The organism is Romboutsia sp. CE17, assembly GCF_012317385.1.
Lineage (GTDB): Bacteria > Bacillota > Clostridia > Peptostreptococcales > Peptostreptococcaceae > Romboutsia_E.
Genome location: NZ_CP051144.1, coordinates 2064184 through 2087340, shown reverse-complemented (window position 1 = coordinate 2087340; position 23157 = coordinate 2064184). Strand labels below are relative to the sequence as shown.

The 23157-nt window shown below is 28.2% G+C and carries 24 protein-coding genes and 1 other annotated feature; of the genes, 22 read left to right on the top strand and 2 right to left on the bottom strand.

Going from position 1 to position 23157, the window contains the following annotated elements:
* The first annotated feature begins 1 nt into the window (after position 1).
* The 14 genes from HF520_RS10015 to HF520_RS09950 all read left to right on the top strand — a co-directional run bounded on the left by HF520_RS10015 (position 2) and on the right by HF520_RS09950 (position 12212).
* The gene (locus HF520_RS10015; RefSeq protein ID WP_168573893.1) at positions 2–271 is read left to right on the top strand and encodes a YlmC/YmxH family sporulation protein; all 270 of its coding nucleotides are present in this window, start codon (positions 2–4) and stop codon (positions 269–271) included.
* A 36-nt stretch (positions 272–307) separates the two neighbouring features.
* Complete coding sequence (gene nrdR / locus HF520_RS10010; protein WP_168573892.1) at positions 308–766, top strand: transcriptional regulator NrdR; 459 nt, start codon at positions 308–310, stop codon at positions 764–766.
* 2 nt (positions 767–768) lie between these two features.
* Positions 769–1479 (top strand): peptidoglycan editing factor PgeF, encoded by a 711-nt coding sequence (gene pgeF / locus HF520_RS10005; protein WP_168573891.1) that lies wholly within the window; start codon positions 769–771, stop codon positions 1477–1479.
* Between the two features lie 17 nt (positions 1480–1496).
* Positions 1497–2180: a winged helix-turn-helix domain-containing protein gene (locus HF520_RS10000; protein ID WP_168573890.1), complete on the top strand. Its 684-nt coding sequence runs from the start codon at positions 1497–1499 to the stop codon at positions 2178–2180.
* A 26-nt stretch (positions 2181–2206) separates the two neighbouring features.
* The gene (locus HF520_RS09995; protein WP_168573889.1) at positions 2207–3490 is read left to right on the top strand and encodes a HAMP domain-containing sensor histidine kinase; all 1284 of its coding nucleotides are present in this window, start codon (positions 2207–2209) and stop codon (positions 3488–3490) included.
* Positions 3491–3573: 83 nt separating this feature from the next.
* The gene (locus HF520_RS09990; protein WP_168573888.1) at positions 3574–4515 is read left to right on the top strand and encodes a YIEGIA domain-containing protein; all 942 of its coding nucleotides are present in this window, start codon (positions 3574–3576) and stop codon (positions 4513–4515) included.
* Between the two features lie 11 nt (positions 4516–4526).
* A complete protein-coding gene (locus HF520_RS09985) occupies positions 4527–5459 on the top strand; it encodes a YIEGIA family protein (RefSeq protein WP_168573887.1) in 933 nt (310 codons plus the stop codon).
* A 2-nt stretch (positions 5460–5461) separates the two neighbouring features.
* A complete protein-coding gene (locus tag HF520_RS09980; RefSeq protein WP_168573886.1) occupies positions 5462–5662 on the top strand; it encodes a capping complex subunit for YIEGIA in 201 nt (66 codons plus the stop codon).
* A 149-nt stretch (positions 5663–5811) separates the two neighbouring features.
* Entirely contained in the window at positions 5812–7140 is a 1329-nt protein-coding gene (locus HF520_RS09975) for a DUF512 domain-containing protein (protein WP_168573885.1), read from the top strand.
* A 14-nt stretch (positions 7141–7154) separates the two neighbouring features.
* Entirely contained in the window at positions 7155–8477 is a 1323-nt protein-coding gene (gene der, locus HF520_RS09970; RefSeq protein WP_168573884.1) for a ribosome biogenesis GTPase Der, read from the top strand.
* A gap of 21 nt (positions 8478–8498) precedes the next feature.
* Positions 8499–9104 carry a glycerol-3-phosphate 1-O-acyltransferase PlsY gene (plsY, locus tag HF520_RS09965; RefSeq protein WP_168573883.1) on the top strand — a complete coding sequence of 202 codons (606 nt, stop codon included), beginning with the start codon at positions 8499–8501 and terminating at the stop codon, positions 9102–9104.
* Between the two features lie 21 nt (positions 9105–9125).
* Positions 9126–10148, top strand: a complete 1023-nt coding sequence (locus HF520_RS09960; RefSeq protein ID WP_168573882.1) for an NAD(P)H-dependent glycerol-3-phosphate dehydrogenase — start codon at positions 9126–9128, stop codon at positions 10146–10148.
* 134 nt (positions 10149–10282) lie between these two features.
* Positions 10283–11758 carry a stage IV sporulation protein A gene (gene spoIVA, locus HF520_RS09955; protein ID WP_207710993.1) on the top strand — a complete coding sequence of 492 codons (1476 nt, stop codon included), beginning with the start codon at positions 10283–10285 and terminating at the stop codon, positions 11756–11758.
* Between the two features lie 184 nt (positions 11759–11942).
* Positions 11943–12212 (top strand): ACT domain-containing protein, encoded by a 270-nt coding sequence (locus tag HF520_RS09950; RefSeq protein ID WP_168573880.1) that lies wholly within the window; start codon positions 11943–11945, stop codon positions 12210–12212.
* A 260-nt stretch (positions 12213–12472) separates the two neighbouring features.
* Here HF520_RS09950 and HF520_RS09945 read toward each other — a convergent pair whose 3' ends face one another.
* Both HF520_RS09945 and HF520_RS09940 read right to left on the bottom strand, forming a co-directional pair.
* Positions 12473–12940 carry a hypothetical protein gene (locus HF520_RS09945; protein ID WP_168572169.1) on the bottom strand — a complete coding sequence of 156 codons (468 nt, stop codon included), beginning with the start codon at positions 12938–12940 and terminating at the stop codon, positions 12473–12475.
* Positions 12941–13070: 130 nt separating this feature from the next.
* On the bottom strand, positions 13071–14117 hold the full coding sequence (locus HF520_RS09940; protein ID WP_168572168.1) for an IS1595 family transposase: 1047 nt from the start codon (positions 14115–14117) through the stop codon (positions 13071–13073).
* 209 nt (positions 14118–14326) lie between these two features.
* Between HF520_RS09940 and HF520_RS09935 the strand changes: the two genes are divergently transcribed.
* The 8 genes from HF520_RS09935 to HF520_RS09900 all read left to right on the top strand — a co-directional run bounded on the left by HF520_RS09935 (position 14327) and on the right by HF520_RS09900 (position 23075).
* Complete coding sequence (locus tag HF520_RS09935; protein ID WP_168573879.1) at positions 14327–15553, top strand: HlyD family efflux transporter periplasmic adaptor subunit; 1227 nt, start codon at positions 14327–14329, stop codon at positions 15551–15553.
* An 8-nt stretch (positions 15554–15561) separates the two neighbouring features.
* Complete coding sequence (locus HF520_RS09930) at positions 15562–16260, top strand: YggS family pyridoxal phosphate-dependent enzyme (RefSeq protein WP_168573878.1); 699 nt, start codon at positions 15562–15564, stop codon at positions 16258–16260.
* A 30-nt stretch (positions 16261–16290) separates the two neighbouring features.
* On the top strand, positions 16291–16770 hold the full coding sequence (locus HF520_RS09925) for a cell division protein SepF (protein ID WP_168573877.1): 480 nt from the start codon (positions 16291–16293) through the stop codon (positions 16768–16770).
* 22 nt (positions 16771–16792) lie between these two features.
* The gene (locus HF520_RS09920; protein WP_168573876.1) at positions 16793–17053 is read left to right on the top strand and encodes a YggT family protein; all 261 of its coding nucleotides are present in this window, start codon (positions 16793–16795) and stop codon (positions 17051–17053) included.
* Position 17054: 1 nt separating this feature from the next.
* Positions 17055–17840, top strand: a complete 786-nt coding sequence (locus HF520_RS09915; protein ID WP_168573875.1) for a YlmH family RNA-binding protein — start codon at positions 17055–17057, stop codon at positions 17838–17840.
* 11 nt (positions 17841–17851) lie between these two features.
* Positions 17852–18394, top strand: a complete 543-nt coding sequence (locus HF520_RS09910; RefSeq protein WP_168573874.1) for a DivIVA domain-containing protein — start codon at positions 17852–17854, stop codon at positions 18392–18394.
* Between the two features lie 97 nt (positions 18395–18491).
* Positions 18492–18726: a binding site (T-box leader), on the top strand.
* Positions 18727–18828: 102 nt separating this feature from the next.
* Positions 18829–21936 (top strand): isoleucine--tRNA ligase, encoded by a 3108-nt coding sequence (ileS, locus tag HF520_RS09905; RefSeq protein WP_168573873.1) that lies wholly within the window; start codon positions 18829–18831, stop codon positions 21934–21936.
* A gap of 146 nt (positions 21937–22082) precedes the next feature.
* The gene (locus HF520_RS09900) at positions 22083–23075 is read left to right on the top strand and encodes an SPFH domain-containing protein (RefSeq protein ID WP_168573872.1); all 993 of its coding nucleotides are present in this window, start codon (positions 22083–22085) and stop codon (positions 23073–23075) included.
* Positions 23076–23157 lie beyond the last annotated feature (82 nt).

Genomic DNA, 23157 nt, shown 5'->3' with positions numbered 1-23157 from the left:
TATGATGAGAGTATCTGATATAATGGAAAAAGAAGTAATAAATATTAAGAATGGTAAGAAAATGGGATTCATAACTGATATTGATTTAGACATTAATGAAGGTAAAGTGATATCGTTTACTATTTTAGGTGATAGTAGAGGCTTTTTTTCTAGAGGATCTGAAGAAGAAATTGTATTCTTCAGTGATATACTAAAGGTAGGTTGTGATACAATAATAGTAAATTTAGGCTCAGATATTAATTTAGATGAATTTAATATAGAAAAATTATAAAAAAAATTATACAAAAGAAAACTTAGGAGGAATGGCATGCAGTGTCCTTATTGTAACTATAAAGAATCAAAAGTAGTGGATTCAAGACATACAGACAGTAAATCAATTAGAAGAAGAAGAGAGTGTGAATCTTGTAAATCTAGATTCACTACTTATGAAAAAATAGAAACTACTCCAGTAATGGTTGTAAAAAAAGATAACGTTAGAGAATATTTTAATAGAGATAAAATCAAACATGGTATATTAAAGGCTTGTGAAAAAAGACCTGTATCAATAGAACAAATAGATGAAATAGTAGATTATATTGAAAATGAAGTTAATAAAAATTTCTCATCAGAAGTAGATACTAAATACATAGGTGAAATAGTTATGGAAAAGTTAAAAGATGTAGATGAGGTAGCATATGTTAGGTTTGCTTCTGTTTATAGACAATTTAAAGATATAAATACTTTTGTTAATGAACTAAAGAATATTCTAATAGAAAAGGGAGACTAAATATGGAGAATTACATAAGTATAAAAAAAATAGAAGATGAATTAGATTTTGTTAAATTAGCAATAACTACAAAAAATATAGATTCTAAAAGTAAAGAGGATTTAATAAATACATTTAATAAGGATGACTTTAACTTAGATAACTTAACAAGTAATATTCAAATTCATTCTGATATTGTAAACATTGTAAATGAAGAAAATATAGGATGTAAAAAAGAAGGAGATGCTCTTATAACTAATTTAAGAGAAGTTCCCCTTCTTGTATTTACAGCGGATTGTGTTCCTATAGCTATTATAGATAAGAAAAATAAGGCTATAGGAGCAGTTCATGCAGGCTGGAGAGGTACTTACTCTAAGATTGTTAAAAATACAATAGATCTTATGAAGAAGGAATATAATACAAATCCTGATGATTTGATTTGTGTTATAGGTCCTTCTATTGGACCTTGTTGTTATGAAGTTTCAAAAGATTTAGTAGAAAAATTTAACACAATTCTTACAAACATGGAAGAAACTTTTTATATAATAAAGGAAGAGAAATATTATTTAGATTTATGGAGTATTAATGAATATATTTTGAAAACTTGTGGAGTAAAGGTTAAGAATATAATAAATCTAAATATATGTACTAGTTGTAACTCAGACAAGTTCCATTCTTATAGAGTTCATGAGAAGACAAATAAGAGGATAGGACTTATGCTACAGGTAAAATAGAGAGGAGAATAATTCTTATGAATACTAAAATTCTTGTTATAGACGATGAGATACATATAGTAGAACTACTAAAATTCAATTTAGAAACTGCAAACTATGAGGTTCATTGCTCTTATGATGGGTTTGATGGATTTATAAAAGCGAAGGAAATTAAACCTGATTTAATACTTCTAGACTGGATGCTTCCAAATATAAGTGGAATAGATGTTCTAAAAAAAATACGATCAGACAAAGATTTAAAAAATATTCCAGTTATTATGTTAACTGCAAAAAATATGGAAGGGGATAAAGTAGAAGGGCTAGAAGTCGGTGCTGATGACTATATAACAAAACCTTTTGGTATAAAAGAATTATTGGCAAGAATAGCATCTGTTTTAAGACGATATAATGTTAATTCTAAGGTAGAAGATGATGTATTAGTTCATAAAAATATTAGAGTAGACTTATCTAAGCATGAAGTGTGTAAGGATAATAATAAAATTGATCTTACACTTAAAGAATTTGAATTGTTGAGATTATTACTTCAAAATAAAGGGAAGGTTCTTTCAAGAAATTATCTTTTAGATAAGATTTGGGGATATGAATACTATGGTGAAACAAGAACCGTAGATGTACACATTAGATATCTAAGAAAGAAAATAGAAGATGATAATGAAAAATACATAGAAACTATAAGAGGTGTTGGGTATAAAATTGATTAAAATTTTATATTCATGGAGATGAAATTATGGATAACTTAGAAAATATATACTTTTTTATTACTTTAATTTCAGTTACAATCACAATATTATCACTTAGATATACTATAACTATAAAAAGATACATAGAGCAGTTTAGAATTGTTTCTAAAAAAGTAAGTAATAAAGAATTTCATACAAGACTTAATATATCGGCAAAAGGTCAACTAGGAGAGCTTACTAATAATTTTAACTATATGATTGAGAAAATGGGGGATAACATCGAAGCTGTGGAATATAAACATCTTCAATTAAAATCTATTCTAAAAAGTATATCCCATGGTATTCTAGCTATAGATATAAATGGAAATATACTTTTAATAAATGATGAAGCTAAAAAAATAATACAAGCTAATTTAGATCAAACTATAGAAGGTCAAAACATAGCAACTGCTATAAAAGAAGAAAAGATACTAAAAGAAATATCTAAATTTAGAGGATCTAATACTAATGAGAAATCTAGACTTACAATGGAAGATGGAACAGTTTATACTATAAAAGTAGACCCAGTTTATCTTCAAAATACAGTCAATGTTATAATTGGTTCAATCATAAATATTGAAAATATTACTGAAAAAGTAAAGCTAGAAAACATGAGAAGTGATTTCGTAGCAAATGTAACACATGAACTTAAAACTCCACTTACATCTATAAGTGGATTTGTTGAAACTTTAAGATTAAATGAAAATCTAGACACTCAAACTAGAAATAGATTTTTAGCTATAATAGAAAGTGAATCTGATAGACTAAAGAGATTAATAGATGATATTTTACTATTATCTGCTATAGAAAATACTGAAAGTAGAGTTTTAGAAAAAATAAATCTATATGATACATTTAATGAAGTAAAAGATATGTTAAGTTATATTGCTAAAAATAAAGATATAGATTTTAGTCATGAATTTTTAGATCAATCTTTATATGTAATTTCTAATAGAGATTATATAAAGCAGATTTTCTTAAATTTAACTGAAAATGCAATTAAGTATACTCCTGAACATGGGCAAGTAAAGGTAATTGTTGGATCTAATGGTAAAGATATAATATTACAAGTAATAGATAATGGAATTGGAATACCTAAAGAAGATATTCAAAGAATATTTGAAAGATTTTACAGAGTTGATAAGGCTAGAAGTAGAGATGTAGGTGGTACAGGTTTAGGGCTAGCTATAACAAAGCACATTGTTAAATCTTTAAATGGTAAAATCGAGGTTAAAAGTGAATTAAATAAAGGTAGTGAATTTACAGTTACTATTCCTAAAAAAATTTCCTAGAATAATAGGAAATTTTTTTTTGTTTTTGTACAAACTAATCTTATGGAAATTTTATTTAAATATAAGAGATAGGAGGAATAATAATGAAAGAAAGTTTAATAAATGATGAACTATTTAGACGTGCATTTTTAGTTGCTTTGATCATAGGGACTTTATGTAGAGGTTTTGTGTTAAGAATAACTAATAAGCAATATCCAACAAGACCTCTTGATTATATAGAGCAAATCATAATTGCGGGGCTATCTGCATCTCTTGGAGCTATAGCACTACCAGCACTTATTGATAAAGAATTTTCAGCGCTAACTTTCTTTGCAGTTGGTATTCAGCAATTTCAAGGATTAGCACAGCAGGAGAGAATAACATTAGAAAATTTAGATGATGATGAAATGGTTCAAAAAGGTGGTTCATATGTAGAAGAAATTGCATCGACATATGAAACTAGAAGTTATATAAGTTTATTTTCAGCTTTAGCAGCATCTTCAGCATACATAATTATAGCTAGAAGATATGGAGTGGGTACTTTTATATGTACAATAGCAGCTGTTATAGCAGGTATGATAGTAGCTTTTATATTTAGACTAGTTTTGAGAAGAAATAGTGTAGGAGATATAGCAGATGTGGTTCCTGCTGAATTACACTTTGAAGGGTCACAACTATTTGTAAATAATGTACATATAATTGATATTGGTTTAAAAAGTACAAGAGATAGATATATAAAAAAAGGAATGGCCATTGAAATTATTCCTAAGACAGTAAGTGACTTTGGAATAATTAATGATTTAGGACAAAGACAAGCAATACTTCATAATATTTATATCAATATGGGAATAGATAAAGATATTGATGAAGTAGATATTCTAGCGATATCAAGAGCTAATATGGAAAAAATGACTGTTGTTATACCATTTATACCAATACTTCAAGATATGGATGTACTAAAGCAGGTTATTGAAAGTACACCGATTATAGAAACTGCTAAAGGTAAGCAAAGTGCTTATAAAAAGAAGCCTATGCTTTTTAAATAAGGGGTGATTAAATGGATAAAGTATTTTTTGTAGCAGTTATTATTGGAGTAGTTACAAGATTGATAATGCTTAATTTAGATCAAAAACAATACCCATCCCAACCAAATGTTTTATTATCTCAAATAGTATTAGCATTTGTAGCATCTTCTTTAGGGGCATTATTAGTTCCTGCTTTAATAGAACGTTCTTATACCTCTATAACATTTTTATCTCTAGCTGCGGAACAGTTTAGACAGGTAAGAGAAAATAGAAGAAATACACTTCAAAATTTAGAAGATTCACAGCTAGTTAAAAGGGGTAATTCTTTTATAGAAGAGATTGCAAGAACCTATGAAGTTAGAAATTATATGTGTATAATTACTTCATTTATAACAATAGGTTTGTATTACCTTATTATATCTGAAGTAAGATTAAGTCATAATATAGCATTACTTATAAGTAGTTTAATAGGTTTAATTTTAGCATTTATATTAAGAAGGATATCAAGAAGAAAAAGTATAGAAGATGTAGCAGATGTATCTATAGTTAAAATTGAATTTGTAGACGAATCAATAATGAAAGTTGGAGACTTAAAAGGTATAACTAACGTAGGTTTAAAAAAGGATAGAGAGAGATTTTTATCTAAAGGGATAGGTATAGAAATAAAACCAAAAGACAATAGTTATACTAATGCAGCTATTATATATGACTTAGGACAAAGACAAGCTATAGTTTACAATCTTTATTCAAGACTTGGAATATACAGAGAAAATAATGAGCCAGCATTTGTTCCATTACCAAGGAGAAATCCAAATAATGAAAGTATAATGATTGCGTATATACCAATGGAAAAAGATGAACAGAAAATAATAGAGGCTGTAAAATCATGTCCCATTCTTTCAACATCAAAAGGCAAATATTTAAAACTAAAGAATTATAAAACTGATAAGAAAGGAAGTGCATAAAAGTGGGAAATAATGTAGGCTTAAATGAATTTACTTTAGCAGTGATAACAACTGATAAAAATATGAATCCAGTAGGAGGATGCCCTATATTTTATGCAAATGACAATGATGACTTGCAAAATAAAGCTTTACTAATGTCAAAATGTGTATCTGGAATGGTTCATCAAATATCAGAAGGAACATTAATAATAGTTAAGCATTAATTTTTAAAGGTACCTTTCGGTACCTTTTTTGGATGAATAGTAATAAATATACATAGTCTATGTGACGAAATTTGTATTTTATTGACTATTTAAATTAACATATGGTATTATAAAATGATGTATTTATGAAGAAAAGTGGTGATTACTAAATGGAAGTAAATGTAAAAAAAAGTAACAATGTTATAAGTAAGATATACAAAGGCAGTATAGCTGATGAAATAGGTATTGAAGTTGGTGATTTACTTATAAGTATAAATGAACAAGAAATACATGATATAATAGAATATAAATTTTTAATGAGTGATGAATACATAGAGTTAGAGATTCAGAAAATAAATGGTCAAAGATATATATATGAAATAGAAAAAGATTATGATGATGATCTAGGGATTGAATTTACAAACCCAATTATAGACCAAGCAAAAAGCTGTAGAAATAAATGCGTATTTTGTTTTATAGATCAACTTCCAAAAGGTATGAGAGAAACTCTTTATTTTAAAGATGATGATTCAAGACTTTCTTTCTTACAAGGTAACTTTGTAACTCTTACTAATATGAGTGAAGAAGATATAAATAATATAATTAAGTATAGAATAAGTCCTATAAATATTTCTGTGCATACTACTAACCCAGAGTTAAGGCGTACTATGATAAAGAATAAATTTGCAGGAAAATTATATGGAATAATGCAAAGACTTGCAGAAGCTGGAATACAAATGAACTGTCAAATAGTTTTATGTCCAGGTTATAATGATAAAGAAGAATTAACAAGAACTATATCGGATTTATCAAATTTATATCCATATGTAAATAGTGCAGCAATAGTTCCGGTAGGCATAACTAAGCATAGGGATCATCTTCCAAACTTAGAAATATTTAATGAAAAAACTGCAGGGGATACTATTGATCAAATACATGAATTACAAAAGATGTATATGGAAAAACTAGGAACAAGGTTTGCTTTTTTATCAGATGAATTTTATATAATTGCAAATAGAGAGTTATTAAAATATGATGAATACGAAGGGTTTATTCAATTTGAAAATGGCGTAGGTATGATAAGTAAATTAGAAAGAGAAATTCAAGATTATTTAAAATCTGTGCCTAAAGAAAAAATAACTAGAACTAAAAAAGTATCTATAGCAACAGGACATTCTGCATATGAATTTATAAAAGATATGGCAGACCTAATAATGAAGAAGTTTGAAAATGTAGAAATAAATGTTTATAAAATAATAAATAACTTCTTTGGAGATACAATAACAGTTTCAGGTCTTATAACAGCAACTGACATAATGGATCAGTTAAAAGGTATAGACTTAGGAGAAACACTATATATACCTAGAGCTATGTTAAAAGCAGACGAAGAAATATTCCTTGATAACATAACTTTAGAAGAAATACAAAAAAGAATGGATATTGAAGTAATTCCATGTGAGAACACAGGGAAAGACTTTGTAGATAAAATTTTAAAATAAGAAAGGATAGTAGAATGGATAATAGACCGATAGTTGCAGTTGTTGGTAGACCAAATGTTGGGAAATCTACACTGTTTAATAAATTAGCAGGAAAAAGAATATCTATAGTTGAAGATACTCCAGGAGTGACTAGAGATAGAATATTCACAGAAGTAGAGTGGCTAGGAACTTACTTTACATTAATAGATACAGGAGGTATAGAGCCTGATAATGGAGATGTTATATTATCTCAAATGAGAAACCAAGCTATGCTTGCAATGGATATGGCTCACGTTATACTTTTTGTTGTAGATGGAAAGTCAGGAATAACAGCTGCAGATAAAGAAGTAGCAACAATGCTTAGAAAGACTAATAAACCAGTAATACTAGTTGTTAATAAAATAGACAGTCAAAAGCAATTTGATAATGTATACGACTTCTATGAACTAGGACTTGGAAATTTACATGCAATATCAAGTGCAAATGGAATGGGACTTGGTGATTTATTAGATGAAGTTGTTGAGAATTTCCCTAAAGGATTAAATACTGAGTATAGCGAAGATATAATAAGAGTAGCTATAACTGGTAAACCAAATGCAGGTAAAAGTTCAATACTTAATAAAATATTAGGAGAAGATAGAGTTATAGTAAGTCCAATTGCAGGTACTACTAGAGATGCAGTAGATACATATTTTGAAAAGGATGGACAACAATTTTTACTTATAGATACAGCAGGTATTAGAAGAAAAAGCAAGGTATATGAAACTGTAGAAAAATATAGTGTAATAAGATCTATGAGTGCTGTTGAAAGAGCAGATGTAGTTTTAATAGTAATAGACGCACAAGAAGGTATAACAGAACAAGATACAAAGGTTGCAGGTATAGCTCATGATGAAGGTAAAGCTTGTATATTTGTAGTTAATAAATGGGACTTAATAGAAAAAGATAATAAAACATTAGGAAACTATACTAAGGAAATAAAAGAAAAATTCCCATTCATGATGTATGCTCCAGTATTATTTGTTTCTGCTAAGACTAATCAAAGGATGAACAAAATATTAGAAACAGTAGAATATGTAGCAAGTGAGCATGCTAAGAGAATATCAACATCAGCTTTAAATGACGTTATAGGTGAAGCAGTAATGTTAAATCAGCCACCATCAGATAAAGGTAAGAGATTAAAGATTTACTATGCTTCTCAGACTGATGTTAAACCACCTAAAATTACATTATTTATAAATGACAAGCAACTTACTCACTTCTCATACCAAAGATATCTTGAAAATAAGATAAGAGAAAACTTTGGATTTGAAGGAACTTCTGTTAGATTCGAATACAGAGAAAAGAACAGAGGATAATAATTTTGCTAGGGGGTCAATATGATTAGCTATATTATTATAATTATAATTGCTTATCTTTTAGGTAATATATCAACATCGACTATAATTGCTAGAAAAATGTTTAATGTTGATATAAGAACACAAGGTTCTGGAAATCCAGGATCTACAAATGTACTAAGAACACTTGGAAAAAAAGCAGGAGCTATGACTTTTGCAGGAGATCTATTAAAAGGATTAGTAGCAGTATTAATAGCTAGAGGAATCGCTAAACTTACAGGTATAGATGAAACTATAGCAGCATATGTAGCGGTTGTAGCAGTTGTAGCAGGCCATAACTGGCCAGCATTCTTAAGATTTAAGGGTGGAAAAGGTGTAGCTACATCACTAGGTGCTATGATAGCAATGAATCCGGTTATAGCATTAACTTGTTTTGGAATATTCTTAATCATAGTAATAGGAACAAAGTATGTATCATTAGGATCAATAGTAGGTATAGCATCATCTCCTTTGTTTATGATAGTAAATAATAATAAAAAAGGAATATTTGTTACTTTATTTTTAACAGTATCTGCTATATATACTCATAGAGAAAACATAAAAAGACTAATTAAAGGTACTGAAAGAAAAATAGGTGAAAAAAAATAAGTATATCCTAGGTGGTGTGTTATGAAAAAAATATGTGTATTAGGAGCTGGAAGTTGGGGAAGTGCATTGGCACTAAGTCTTGCTAAAAAAGGCTATAGCATAACAATGTGGACTTTAAACCAAGAACAAGCTGATAAAATAAATACGACAAAAGAAAATATAAATTATTTACCGGGTGTATTATTTCCAAATAATATAACTTTAACTACAAATATAGAAGATGCAGTAGTAGATAGTAAACTAATAGTACTCGCTGTACCATCACAAGCTATAAGAAGTGTTTGTAAGCAAATAAAACCATTTGTAAGCAAAGAACAAGTATTAGTTGATGTAGCAAAAGGATTAGAAAAAGGAACAGGTCTTAGACTATCTGAGGTCTGCAAAGATGAGTTACCAGAAAATCCATATGTAGCACTATCAGGACCATCTCATGCAGAGGAGGTTGCTAAAGATATACCGACAACATTAGTAGTTGCATCAGAAAACTTAGAAATAGCTCAAGAAGTACAAGATATATTTATGAGTCCAAAGCTTAGAGTATATACTAATCCAGATGTAGTTGGAGTAGAGTTAGGTGGAGCTTTGAAAAATATAATTGCTTTTGGAGCAGGTATATGTGATGGATTAGGTTATGGAGATAATACTAAAGCTGCACTTATGACTAGAGGAATAAGAGAAATCGCAAGACTTGGTATAGCTCTAGGTGCAGATAAAAGTACTTTCTCAGGTCTTTCAGGTATAGGAGACTTAATAGTTACTTGCACAAGTATGCATAGTAGAAATAGAAGAGCAGGTATATTAATAGGTCAAGGTAAGAGTTTAGAAGAAACTTTAGAAGAAGTTAAAATGGTAGTTGAAGGAATAACAGCTACTGAAGTTGCTCATGAAGTTGCTAAAAAAATGAATATCGATATGCCTATTACTAATGCAATATATTCTGTTTTATATGAAAATAAAAATGCAAATGAAGTTGTAGCTAACTTAATGATGAGAAGTAAAAAACATGAAATGGAAGAAATAGTTTACGATAAGCTAGGATTTTAATCCTAGCTTTTTTTGTAATTGTCCTATTTTTTTAGGACAATTATTATATGAATGAATCTAAATTTATTTATTTAGGTATATTAACATTTCTTGCAAAATATAATTAATTAAGAAATTATATGCAGGAGGGGAATTTGATGAATAACATATATGAAGACATAGCTAAGAGAACTCAAGGTGATATCTACATAGGTGTGGTAGGGCCTGTAAGAACAGGAAAATCTACATTTATAAGAAATTTTATGGAAAAACTTGTGTTACCTAATATAGAAAATGAGTTCAAAAGAGAAAGAACTCAAGATGAGATACCACAAAGTGGCTCAGGTAAAACTATAATGACGGTAGAACCAAAGTTTGTTCCAGCAGATGGAGTTGAAATAAAATTAAGAGATAATGTATCATTAAAAGTAAGAATGGTTGATTGTGTAGGATACATAGTTGATGGAGCATTAGGCCATGAAGAAGATGGAAAACAAAGATTAGTATCTACACCATGGTCACAAGAAGCAATGACTTTTGAAAAAGCAGCAGAAATAGGAACTAAAAAAGTTATAAGAGACCATTCAACTATAGGTATAGTAGTTATAACAGATGGTTCTGTAACAGGAATAGATAGAAGTAGTTATGTAGCTCCAGAAGAAAGAGTAATAAATGAATTGAAATCACTTAATAAACCTTTTGTAGTTGTTTTAAATACAATCGATCCAACTAGTGAATCAACAGAAATGCTAAGAAGAGAATTAGAGGAGAAATATGAAGTACCAATAGTTCCTGTAAATGTTGTAGCAATGGATGAAGAAGATATTGAAGAAGTTATGGAAACAGTTCTTTATGACTTCCCACTACAAGAAATAAGAATTAATTTGCCACAATGGGTTGAAGGATTAGAAATGAATCACTGGATTAAAAATAATATAATACATGCATTAAAAGAAAGTATAGAAGAAATAGGTAAGATAAGAGATGTTAATAAAATAGTAGAAGGTTTTTCTGAACTGGAATTTTTAGAAGATACTGAGGTTGATAATGTAGAATTGGGCGAAGGTGTTATAACAATAGATTTAAGCACAAGACAAGAATTATTCTATAATGTTTTAGAAGAAAAAAGTGGATTTAAAATTGAGGGAGATTATCAATTATTAAACTTAATAACTAGATTATCTAAGGTCAAAACAGAATATGATAAGATTGAAAGTGCATTGATTGATGCTAAAACTAAGGGATATGGTGTTGTTGCACCATCATTAGATGAATTAAGTCTAGAAGAGCCTGAAATAATAAAACAAGGAAAACAATATGGTGTTAAGCTAAGAGCGAATGCACCATCTCTACACATAATAAAGGCAGATGTATCAACAGAGGTTTCACCTATAGTAGGAAATCAAAATCAAGGTGAAGAAATGGTTAAGTACTTATTAGATGGATTTGAGCAAAACCCAAGTGAGATTTGGGAATTAAATATGTTTGGTAAATCATTAAACGATTTAGTTAAAGAACAATTACAAAGTAAGTTATATACAATGCCGGAGGAAATAAGAGTTAAGATTCAAAAAACTCTTCAAAAAATAATCAATGAAGGTAGCATGAATATAATAACTATATTATTATAGATGAATATATAAATTTAATAAGTATAGATAAAAATAGTTCTTAATTTATTAAGAGCTATTTTTTTATATAAAAAGTTATAACTTAATATATAATTAAGGTATAATGTATGTGTAAACGTTTATTTGTAAATGAATGTGTTCTATTAGGTAGAATTCTATCAAATTCAAACTTTAGGGGGAAAAGATGAGAGCGATTTTAACAGTAATAGGTAAGGATAAGGTTGGTATTGTAGCTGGAATTAGTTCAGAATTATTAAATTATAATATAAACATAATCGATATTAGCCAAACTATAATGGAAGATTTTTTCACAATGGTTTTGATGGTAGATTTATCCAAGTGTAATCAGTCTTTTGAAGTAATTAAAAATGGATTAGTATTAAAAGGCCATGATTTAGGCCTTGACGTTAAGATTCAAAGAGAAGAAATTTTTAATTCAATGCACACGCTTTAATTGGGGATTAAAGTGTATAGATAAAATATCAGATTCTATTAACTCTTTCAAAAATTAACAAAAAGCTCCCTTTATAGGGGGCTTTTAAATTTAAAAGAAAAAGAAATTAACAAACTAATTAAAAAGGCTATGTTAGCCCTCTTCGTGATAAATATTGCATAAAAAGAACCACACCTTAGACTTTTCAATACATTGAATTCTAAGATGTGGTTGCTTCTATAACTTACTATAAATTATTCGTAATAGATTAAAATTGTAAATTATCCTTTAAACATAAACTCATACTGGTTATTATTTTTATTCATTAAAACATTTAAAGTTCCTTCTATTTTGTCATGAAAATCATTTATTGAAGTAATACTTTCTATATATATGTATTCATTAGCACTAGAGTTTGAATTTATATTGCATGAAAGGTGTGCATCTCTTTCTTTATCGCTAAAAAATAGTTTATCTAAATTTACAGAAATCAATTCATCAGATTTATTTTCTATGATTAGTTCAATCATACCAGCATTGTCCTTATAATGAAGATTTACAGCACTTATTTTTAAATCTTCATTATCAACTAAAACTGGATTTTCATAAAAATCAATTACATTCTCATTCTGTGCTTCTACTTTGGTTGATTCATCTACATCTGATTTATTAGAATCAATATTTTCCAAACCTACTATTAATGATAATATACACGCACAAATACATGATATTAAAATATACTTTCTCATAAAATATCTCCTATTTTTATTTTCTAATTCACACTTTATAACAATTGCGAACTTGATTATATTATACAAAATATTCAATTATTTTCCAATTACAAAATGGTTTCATTAATTTGAAGTAAAGTTCCTTATTTTAGGTTAACTCAATGAATCTATTTCTAATAGTTTCTCTAGTTACATATGTATCCTTAGTAGCTACATTCACTAGCATATCTTTAATTCGGTCACCCTTTTTATTCTTCTTACTTAGTTGGAGAAATTTAAACCAAGCCAAATAATTGTTGATATATTTTGTGGATACACCATTAAAAGGCATTAACCATCTCTTAAAACTACTGTGAAGAGCATTTATATGCTGTAAATGATAAACACTATCTATCATTGATTTTCCTCTAGGAACTTGCTTTAATTCTATGTTCAACTTGTCCTTTATTCCTATATATGATTTATGTGAATCTACGCAAAAAGTAGTCTCTTCACATATTTTATTGTCAAAGAAGTTAACTATTTGATTTGTTGTAATTCTACCGTTACAAACAGCACTCATAAGGATATTTCCTTTTCTATCAATTGCTGTCTCTATACAAATCTGCTCTTTTGATATTCCTCTTTTCTTCTTATCATTTTTACCTTTACCTCTTTTTCTAGGGTTTCTAGGCATTACAAATGTAGTACTTTTAGAATGATTGCCTTTAAAAGACTCTTTAATAAAGCATTCATCTACTTCAACTATACCTTCAACCTTATCATTTTTTAATGATAGATTGATTACATCAAGTATCCTATGACGCATGTAAAAAGACGTTTTAACACCTACTCCGACTTCTTCAGCACATTTTCTTATAGAAAGTCCTAATATCATTAATTCACAGTATTTTAACCATTTATCTAAGCCTAATTTTGTATTAGAGAATGGAGACATAGTAAACTCATCAAAACTTGTGCGACAACGTTTACAAATATATCTTTGTCTTCCGTTAGATTTCCCATTTTTATTTACATCTTTACATTGACATTTTGGACATTCGTATCCCTTGGAAAATCTACTTTCTTTAACATTATCTCTAATTTCAGAAGAATTAAATAAAGTACTTAATACTTCTTGTGCTACTGAAATTAACTCTGTAAGTTCATTCTTTTTTAAATCTTTTATCATAGCTTTTATATCTATTTTTGACATAATATTAGGTATCCTTCCTGTAAATTAGTTGAAATATAGTTTATATCTATATTATAGCCTATGTTATATATAATTAATCACGAAGTTAGCTAACATAGCCATTAAAAAAATTAAATTTAAACTGTAAAATACGATATAAAATAAAAGGAGAATTAATAACTGTAGAGAAGTAAATATAAAAGGTTTCCTTATATATAGGAGGTGAAATCTTGAAAAAAATAAAATACTCTAACTTATTAGTTTTAGGTATATTTATTTATATAATATTTAACTTTTTTTCGTCAATTATAGGAAAAAATATACAAACTTTAGTATTAGAAAATGAAAAAGCTGAAATGAAAATAAGTAGAAAATGTCTTATTGTGAGAGATGAATACTTATTAAAATCAAATGTAGATGGAAAATTAAATTTATTAGTAGAAGAAGGGGAAAAAGTTACTAGATCTCAAGAAGTTGCTAATATATATGGTGATGTAGATTATAACATTGATGAAAAAATAAGCGATTTAAACGAAGAAATAGAAAAGATAAAAAAAGGAGAAATTAACATTTCTAAGGATGATATAAGCAATTTTAATAAAGAAATAGAATCTACTGTAAGCAATATTCAATTAGATTTACTAAATAAAGATTATAGTAAAATAAAAGAATATAAAGAAACCTTAAATAAATATGTACAAGATAAAAATAAACTAGTTAATAATGGAATAGATAGCGCAAAGTTAGCTGTTAAAGAAGATGAGAAAAAAATTTTGGAGAATCAAAAAGCTAATAATGTAGCTACATATGAGTCATCAATATCAGGTATAATATCATATAAATATGACGGAAAAGAAGAAAAGTATAATTATAACAATTTAGAAAATATAACTAAATCGGATATTGAAAAAGAAAAAAATGAATATAAAAGTGTAGAAAGTAATTCAGATAAAATAAAAGAAGACAGTATTATTTTAAGAGTTATAAATAACCATAATTCTTATATATATACATACGTAGATAAAAATGAGAAAAAATACTTTGAGGAAAATGAATCTATAGTATTACGTAGTGGAGATAATGAAATACAAGCTACTGTTTATAAAGTATATGAGGAAAATGATAATTTTATAGCAATATTTAAAATAAATAATCAAAATATAGGAATTTATGATACAAGAGTTGAAGAATTTGATATAATATATAAGCAAATAGAAGGTATAAAAATACCAAAAGATGCGATAAAAAATATAGATGGAAAAGAAGGAGTCTATGTTGTAAGTGAAGAAAATAAAACACCTTCCTTTGTTGAGCTAAAGGGAGTTACATATGAAGACGATGAATTTAAATATATAGATTATTACAAAAATCAAGTAAATGAAATAGACACTGTAGATTTGTATGATAAGATTATTCTAAAACCTAATTTTATAAATACAAAAATGAAAATAGAGTAGGTGATCGTATGAAGTTTATTAAAGAAAATATACAAGTTGTAAATGAAAAAATAGAAAATGCTGCACTTAAATCAAACAGAAATAAAGATGATATAACATTACTTGGTGTTACTAAGACTGTTGATACGGATGCTATTTTAGAAGCAATAAACTGTGGAATTACAAATGTTGGAGAAAATAAACCTCAAGAATTAGCTAGAAAGTATGAGGTTATTGGAGATAAGGTAAAATGGCATTTAATTGGAACGTTGCAGACGAATAAAGTAAAGTATATAATAGATAAAGTGTCTATGATACATTCTTTAGATAGAGAATCTTTATGCGAAGAAATTCAAAAGCGTGCAGAAAAAATAGATAGAAAGATAGATTGCTTAGTTCAAGTAAATATATCTAAAGAAGAAAGCAAGCATGGCTTAGAAGTGGAAGATGCTATTGAATTTATAAAAAATGTTTCTAATAAATATAAAAATATAAATATAAAAGGTCTTATGACAATGGCACCCTTTACTGCAAATGAAGATGAGATAAGAAAAGTATTTAGAGGTCTTAAGGATTTATCCTTAGAAATAAAGAATCTAAACATTCCAAGGGTTACTATGGATGAACTATCTATGGGTATGAGTAATGACTATGAAATAGCTATAGAAGAAGGTGCAACTATAGTAAGGGTTGGAACATCTATATTTGGAAAAAGAAACTATAACTAAATAAAAATACACACAAGGAGGAATATTAATATGGGTGATGGAATAATATCAAAAATAAAAGACTGGGTAACTAGTCCTGATGAAGAATATTATGAAGATGATTATATGGAAGAAGAAGTAGATGAACTAGAACATGAAATAGATGAAGATGATGATATAACAGCAGGATTTGATTCTATAAATTCTTCTAAAAGTAATAAAATAGTAAGTTTACATACAGTTAGTCAAATGAAAGTTGTAATACTTGAGCCTAAAAAATATGAAGATGTTACAACAATAGCAGATCATTTAAAACAAAGAAGAGCACTAGTAGTTAATCTAGATAGTGTAGAAAAGCTTGATGATAGAAAGGCTATATTCAACTTTATGAATGGTGCAGTATATGTTTTAGAAGGTAACATACAAAAAATAACTAAATCAATATTTATATTAGCTCCTAGTAATGTAGATATTGACTCTACAATGAAAAAAGAATTAGAGAGTAAAACTACATTTCCTTGGCAAAAATAAATAATAAAGGAGTTTTAGGATAATGAGTACAATAGCAATAGCGTTATATAAGCTATTAGATTTATTTATATTTATAATATTTGTACGATGTATAATGACTTGGATTCCTGGAGCAACAAATACAAAATTATACGATATTCTTTGTACATTAACAGATCCAATAGAATCACCAATTAGATCTGTAGTGTATAAATACTTAAATTCACCAATTGATCCTACACCTATAATAGCATTCTTTTTAATACGATTAGCCCAAAATGTTATTATAAGAGTTTTCTGGTAATATGGATAAGTTAAGACTTACAAACCATATAAAAGATATAGAACTAAAGAATAAGATGTATCAGATAATCGATAAAGCAAATAGTTGTATTAAAAATTATGATGTAAAATGTAGTGATTTTCTTAATCCATATGAAGTTAAAAATGCTATAGATATATTAAATTCCGAAAGAGATTTAAAGTATACTGTAGACGGAGGATATGAAGAAGCTGAGAGAAGTGTAATTTCAATATATCCTTTTTATATGGAATATGAAGATATAGAAAAACAACTTAGATTTTTACAAATTGAAGGAAATTTTAAATTTAAAACTATTTCTCATAAAGATTATTTAGGTTCGCTTATGAATTTAGGAATAAAAAGAGAAAAAGTTGGAGATATAATTATACATGAGAACTTTTGCCAAGTGATAGTTAGTGCAGATATATGTGACTTTATAATTATGAATCTAGAAAAAGTATCTAGAAATAATGTTAAGGTTAAAGAAATTTCAAAAAATGAAATAATTTATAACCCACCTAATTATAAAGAAATATCGTTTACTATAACTTCAAGTAGGTTAGATTGTGTTATAAGTGGGCTTTATAACATATCTAGACAAGAAAGCATGAAGTTTATTAATGGAGAGAAAGTTCAAGTTAACTATGAAAAGATAACATCTCCATCTAAAGAAGTTAAAGATGATTCTTTAATTTCTGTTAGAGGTAAAGGTAGAGCAAAAATAATAAGCATTGGTGAAGTGACTAAAAAAGGTAAGATAAAGATAAAAGCGAAGTTAATAGTATAGGAGGAAAATATATGCTAACTCCAATTGATATAGAAAATAAAGACTTTAAAAAGGCTTTAAGAGGATATAAAGAAGAAGAAGTAGATGAGTTTTTAGATATAGTTAAAGAAGACTTTGAAGCTTTATATAGAGAAAATATAGATCTTAAAGAAAAAATAAACTTATATCAGGAACAAGTAAGCAGGTATAAAAGTATAGAAGAAACTTTAAATAAGACTTTAATTACAGCTGAAAGCACAGCAGCAGATACATGTGCAGCTGCAAATAAAAAAGCTAAGATAATAGTTGAAGCAGCAGAACTAGAATCTAGACAGATAATAGAAAAAGGTAATAATCGTGTTATAGAGATAAGACAAGAATATGATTCTTTAGTAAAAGAATTTAAGGTGTTTAGAAATAAATTCAAGTATCTATTAGAAGAGGAAATAAGAAGCGTTGATGAGATGTTTTCTGATATAGATGAGAAATCTAAAGAGCCATTTGTAAATACTATTATCTACAATTCAGAAGAAAGTGCTGAAAAAGAAAAAGAAATAGCAACAACGATAGATTAATTGAAATTGAATAAATTAAATTATCAGAAAACAATAGGTTGACTATTTAATACACTTAATATATAATCTTAAAATATATAATTAATTTAATATTTATCTAAAAGCAATGATAGAGAGAGTAAATTTTTAGGAGTTTTACAGAGAGTTGGATAAGCTGAGAACCAATAAACGAAAAAAAATTGAAAATCACTCTTAAGCTGCAGGCTGAACAATTTATAATTAATTAAGCTGTGCCGGTTAAGTGCCGTTAAACTATTTAGAGTGCTATATACAAAGATTTTGTATTTGTATATAGAATTAGGGTGGTAACGCGATAATAACTCGTCCCTTTTATAGGGGACGGGTTTTTTTATTGTATCTGTTTGAGGATGCAGTTTTTAGATAACAATCTTAATAATACAATTAATATAATCATTATTAGAAAGGGTGATAATATGGCAAAGTTTAAGCCATTAGTAGATAGTTCTGTAAAAAATGCAGAAGCTACAGTATCTGAGTATTGGAAAGATATAAATATACTTGAGAGAACATTAGAAAAAGGTAAAGATGATCCAAGTTTCGTATTCTATGAAGGTCCTCCAACAGCAAACGGAAACCCTGGAATACATCACGTTGTAGCAAGAACATTAAAGGACTGGGTATGTAGATATAAAACAATGAGTGGATACCAAGTAAAAAGAAAAGCTGGTTGGGATACTCACGGTTTACCAGTTGAAATACAAGTTGAAAAGGAATTAGGTCTTTCAGATAAGCAAGAGATAGAAAATTATGGAATAGCTAACTTCAACCAAAAATGTAGAGAGTCAGTTTTTACATATGAAAAGCAATGGAGAAATATGACTGAAAGAATGGCTTATGAGACAGACCTAGATAATCCATATATAACTCTTGATAACAACTATATAGAATCTGTATGGTGGATATTAGACAAGTTCAACAAAGAAAATTATATATATGAAGGTCATAAAATACTTCCTTACTGCCCAAGATGTGGAACAGGTCTTGCTTCACATGAAGTTGCACAAGGATATAAAGAAATAAAGAACAACACTGTAATAGCTAAGTTCAAGAGAAAAGATGCTGATGAATTTTTCTTAGCATGGACAACTACTCCTTGGACATTGCCATCAAATGTTGCATTAACAGTAGGTCCGGAAATAGACTACCTTAAGGTTAAGCAAAATGATGAAGTATACTATGTAGCTAAAGCTTTAGCTAATAAGGTATTAGGAGAAGAGTATGAAGTATTAGAAGAAATGAAAGGTAAAGATTTAGAATATATAGAATATGAACAATTAATGCCTTTCGTTGAAACTGATCAAAAAGCATTCTTCGTTACATTAGGAGATTACGTAACAACTGAAGATGGTACAGGTATAGTTCATACTGCACCAGCATTTGGTGAAGATGACTATAACTTAGGTAGAAAATACAACTTACCAGTTCTTCAACCAGTTGATGAAACAGGTAAATTCACTACTACTCCATGGGAAGGTAAATTCGTAATGGAAGATGGTGTAGACGTTGAGATAATAAAATGGTTAGCTCATGAAAATAAATTATTTGGAAAAGAAAAAGTAGCTCATAACTACCCACACTGCTGGAGATGTCAAACTCCACTTCTATACTATGCTAAGCCAAGCTGGTATATAGAAATGACAAGACTTAAGGATAAATTAATAGAAAATAATAACTCTGTTGATTGGTATCCAAAGTTTGTAGGAGAAGGTAGATTTGGTAACTGGTTAGAAAACTTAAATGACTGGGCTATATCAAGAAGTAGATACTGGGGTACTCCACTTAACATATGGAAATGTGAATGTGGTCATAAAGAGTCTGTAGGTTCAAGAGCTGAACTTGCTGAAAAAGCTATAGAAGATGTAAATCCAGAAACAGTTGAACTTCATAGACCATATGTTGATGATATACATTTAAAATGTGATTGTTGTGGAAAGCCTATGACAAGAGTAACTGATGTTATAGACTGTTGGTTTGATAGTGGATCTATGCCATTTGCTCAACATCACTATCCATTTGAAAATAAAGAAAACTTTGATCAATTATTCCCAGCAGATTATATCTGTGAAGGTATAGATCAAACTAGAGGATGGTTCTATTCATTACTTGCTATATCTACATTTGTAACAGGTAAAGCACCATATAAGAAAGTTTTAGTTAATGACTTAGTTCTTGATAAAGATGGAAAGAAAATGAGTAAGTCAAGAGGAAACACAGTAGATCCATTTGAATTATTTGATAAATATGGAGCAGATGCTTTAAGATGGTACTTATTATATGTATCTCCACCATGGACTCCAATAAGATTTGATGAAGATGGATTAAAAGAAGTTCAAAGTAAGTTCTTAGGAACTATGAAAAATGTATATAACTTCTTCACATTATATGCAAATACTGATGATATAAATCCAACTGACTTCTTTGTTGAATACAAAGACAGACCAGAATTAGATAGATGGATATTATCTAAGTTCAACAACTTAAAGAAAGAAACTGAAGAAAACTTAGAAATATTCGAAGTAAACAAGACTATAAGAAGAATACAAGCATTTATAAATGATGATTTATCTAACTGGTATATAAGACGTTCTAGAAGAAGATTCTGGGCGACTGAATTAACAGAAGATAAAAAATCTGTATACAACACAACTTATGAAATATTAACAGAGCTTTGTAGATTAATAGCTCCATTTGCTCCTTATATGTCTGAAGAAATGTACAGAAACTTAACTAATGAAGAATCTGTTCATTTAGCAAGCTATCCAAGAGTTAATGAAAGCTTATTAGATTCAAAATTAGAAGAAAAAATGGACTTAGCTAAGAACTTAGTTACACTAGGTAGAGCATCAAGAGAAGCTGCAAGAATAAAAGTACGTCAACCAATACAAAAAGTTTTCGTAGACGGAAAATATGAAGCAATACTTAGTGATATAGTTGATTTAATAAAAGAAGAGCTTAATGTTAAGGAAGTTGTATTTGCTAAAGATTTAGGTGAATTCATGAACTTTAGCTTAAAGCCAAACTTCAAAGTATTAGGTCCAATATTAGGAGCTAAGATGAAGTTCTTTGCAGGAGCATTAAATAAATTAAATGCAGGCGAAGTAGTTCCTAAGTTAGAAGCTGGAGAAAGTTTAACTGTTGACATAGATGGAGAAGACTTTGAGTTTAATAAAGAACATGTTTTAATAAACATATCTGCTAAAGAAGGATTCAATGTAGTTATGGAAAATAACTTATTCGTTATACTTGATACTACATTAAGTCAAGAATTAATAGAAGAAGGATATGCTAGAGAATTCATATCTAAAGTACAACAATTAAGAAAATCTAGTAACTTTGATGTATTAGATAATATAGTAATAGAATACTGTTCAGATGATGAAATAGCTGCAGCCGTTGAGAAATTTGAAGCTTATATTAAGTCTGAAACTTTAGCTCTTGAAATAGAAAGAGTTGAAGATACAACTTTAGAACAATGCAACTTAAATGACCATATGACTGGTATAAAAGTTATAAGAAAATAATTAATTAAAGGATTAGTGTTCATTTTATGGATAGCTAATCCTTTTTAATTAAAAAATATATTAAATTATTTATTGCGAATTATTGAAAAGATAAAAACTGAGTGATACTATTTTAATACCATATAAAAATATAAGGGGTGATTTATGTGAGTGAGAGAAAATTAAATGTTGAAGAAAAAAATATTAAAGCGCTTAGTGGTTTAATAGGAATTATTATATGCTTTGGGCTTATAATATTAGGAACAATAATAATTACAATTTCATGCAAATTTAATGGAATAATACTTGGAACTGGAATTTTTTTAGGGATAATAGCTATATTAATAGGATTAATAAGTTTTGCAGGACTTAAAGTTATTAATCCTAATGAAGCTTTGGTTTTAACATTATTTGGGAATTACTATGGTACATTAACTGAGTCTGGATTTTTCTGGGTAAATCCTTTTGTAACTGCAATAAATCCAACTTATGACCCAATTATTTCTAAAGTTAGAGTAGGGAAAACTAAAGATAATTTGGAAGAAGAGTCTATATCAATTGGAAGCAAGAAAATATCTCTAAAAACTATGACATTAAATAATAATCATCAAAAAGTAAATGATGAATTGGGAAACCCTATTATAGTAGGAGCTGTTGTAATTTGGAGAGTTGTAAATCCAACAAAGGCAGTATTTAATGTAGATAACTTTAAGACATTTTTATCAATACAATGTGATTCAACTATAAGAAATATAGTAAGATTATATCCTTATGATATAGCTGATGTAGATGAAAAAGCAGAAAAGTCTCTTAGAGGAAGTTCAACTGAAGTAGCAAATAGATGTAGAGAAGAACTTCAATCTAGGGTAGAATGTGCAGGTATTGAAGTTGAAGAAGTTAGAATAACTCACTTAGCATATGCACCTGAAATTGCAGCTGCTATGTTACAGCGTCAACAAGCAGAAGCTATAATTTCAGCACGTAAAAAGATTGTAGAAGGGGCTGTTGGAATGGTTGAAATGGCACTTAATACTTTAGAAGAAGGAAAATTAGTAGAACTTGATGATGAAAAGAAAGCTGCTATGGTAAGTAATTTACTTGTTGTATTATGTGGAAATAAGGATGCTCAGCCTATAGTAAATAGTGGAAATTTATATTAAATATAATCAAATAATTATAATAAATGATTTTGAGATGAAAAGTTATTCATTGACACGTATAAGTCAATACAATATTAATAAA

Coding starts and splice junctions, on each gene's coding strand:
- HF520_RS10015 (WP_168573893.1), top strand. CDS start 2: ATGATGAGAGTATCTGATATAATGGAAAAAGAAGTAATAAATATTAAG.
- nrdR (WP_168573892.1), top strand. CDS start 308: ATGCAGTGTCCTTATTGTAACTATAAAGAATCAAAAGTAGTGGATTCA.
- pgeF (WP_168573891.1), top strand. CDS start 769: ATGGAGAATTACATAAGTATAAAAAAAATAGAAGATGAATTAGATTTT.
- HF520_RS10000 (WP_168573890.1), top strand. CDS start 1,497: ATGAATACTAAAATTCTTGTTATAGACGATGAGATACATATAGTAGAA.
- HF520_RS09995 (WP_168573889.1), top strand. CDS start 2,207: ATGGATAACTTAGAAAATATATACTTTTTTATTACTTTAATTTCAGTT.
- HF520_RS09990 (WP_168573888.1), top strand. CDS start 3,574: ATGAAAGAAAGTTTAATAAATGATGAACTATTTAGACGTGCATTTTTA.
- HF520_RS09985 (WP_168573887.1), top strand. CDS start 4,527: ATGGATAAAGTATTTTTTGTAGCAGTTATTATTGGAGTAGTTACAAGA.
- HF520_RS09975 (WP_168573885.1), top strand. CDS start 5,812: ATGGAAGTAAATGTAAAAAAAAGTAACAATGTTATAAGTAAGATATAC.
- der (WP_168573884.1), top strand. CDS start 7,155: ATGGATAATAGACCGATAGTTGCAGTTGTTGGTAGACCAAATGTTGGG.
- plsY (WP_168573883.1), top strand. CDS start 8,499: ATGATTAGCTATATTATTATAATTATAATTGCTTATCTTTTAGGTAAT.
- HF520_RS09960 (WP_168573882.1), top strand. CDS start 9,126: ATGAAAAAAATATGTGTATTAGGAGCTGGAAGTTGGGGAAGTGCATTG.
- HF520_RS09950 (WP_168573880.1), top strand. CDS start 11,943: ATGAGAGCGATTTTAACAGTAATAGGTAAGGATAAGGTTGGTATTGTA.
- HF520_RS09945 (WP_168572169.1), bottom strand. CDS start 12,940: ATGAGAAAGTATATTTTAATATCATGTATTTGTGCGTGTATATTATCA.
- HF520_RS09940 (WP_168572168.1), bottom strand. CDS start 14,117: ATGTCAAAAATAGATATAAAAGCTATGATAAAAGATTTAAAAAAGAAT.
- HF520_RS09930 (WP_168573878.1), top strand. CDS start 15,562: ATGAAGTTTATTAAAGAAAATATACAAGTTGTAAATGAAAAAATAGAA.
- HF520_RS09925 (WP_168573877.1), top strand. CDS start 16,291: ATGGGTGATGGAATAATATCAAAAATAAAAGACTGGGTAACTAGTCCT.
- HF520_RS09920 (WP_168573876.1), top strand. CDS start 16,793: ATGAGTACAATAGCAATAGCGTTATATAAGCTATTAGATTTATTTATA.
- HF520_RS09915 (WP_168573875.1), top strand. CDS start 17,055: ATGGATAAGTTAAGACTTACAAACCATATAAAAGATATAGAACTAAAG.
- HF520_RS09910 (WP_168573874.1), top strand. CDS start 17,852: ATGCTAACTCCAATTGATATAGAAAATAAAGACTTTAAAAAGGCTTTA.
- ileS (WP_168573873.1), top strand. CDS start 18,829: ATGGCAAAGTTTAAGCCATTAGTAGATAGTTCTGTAAAAAATGCAGAA.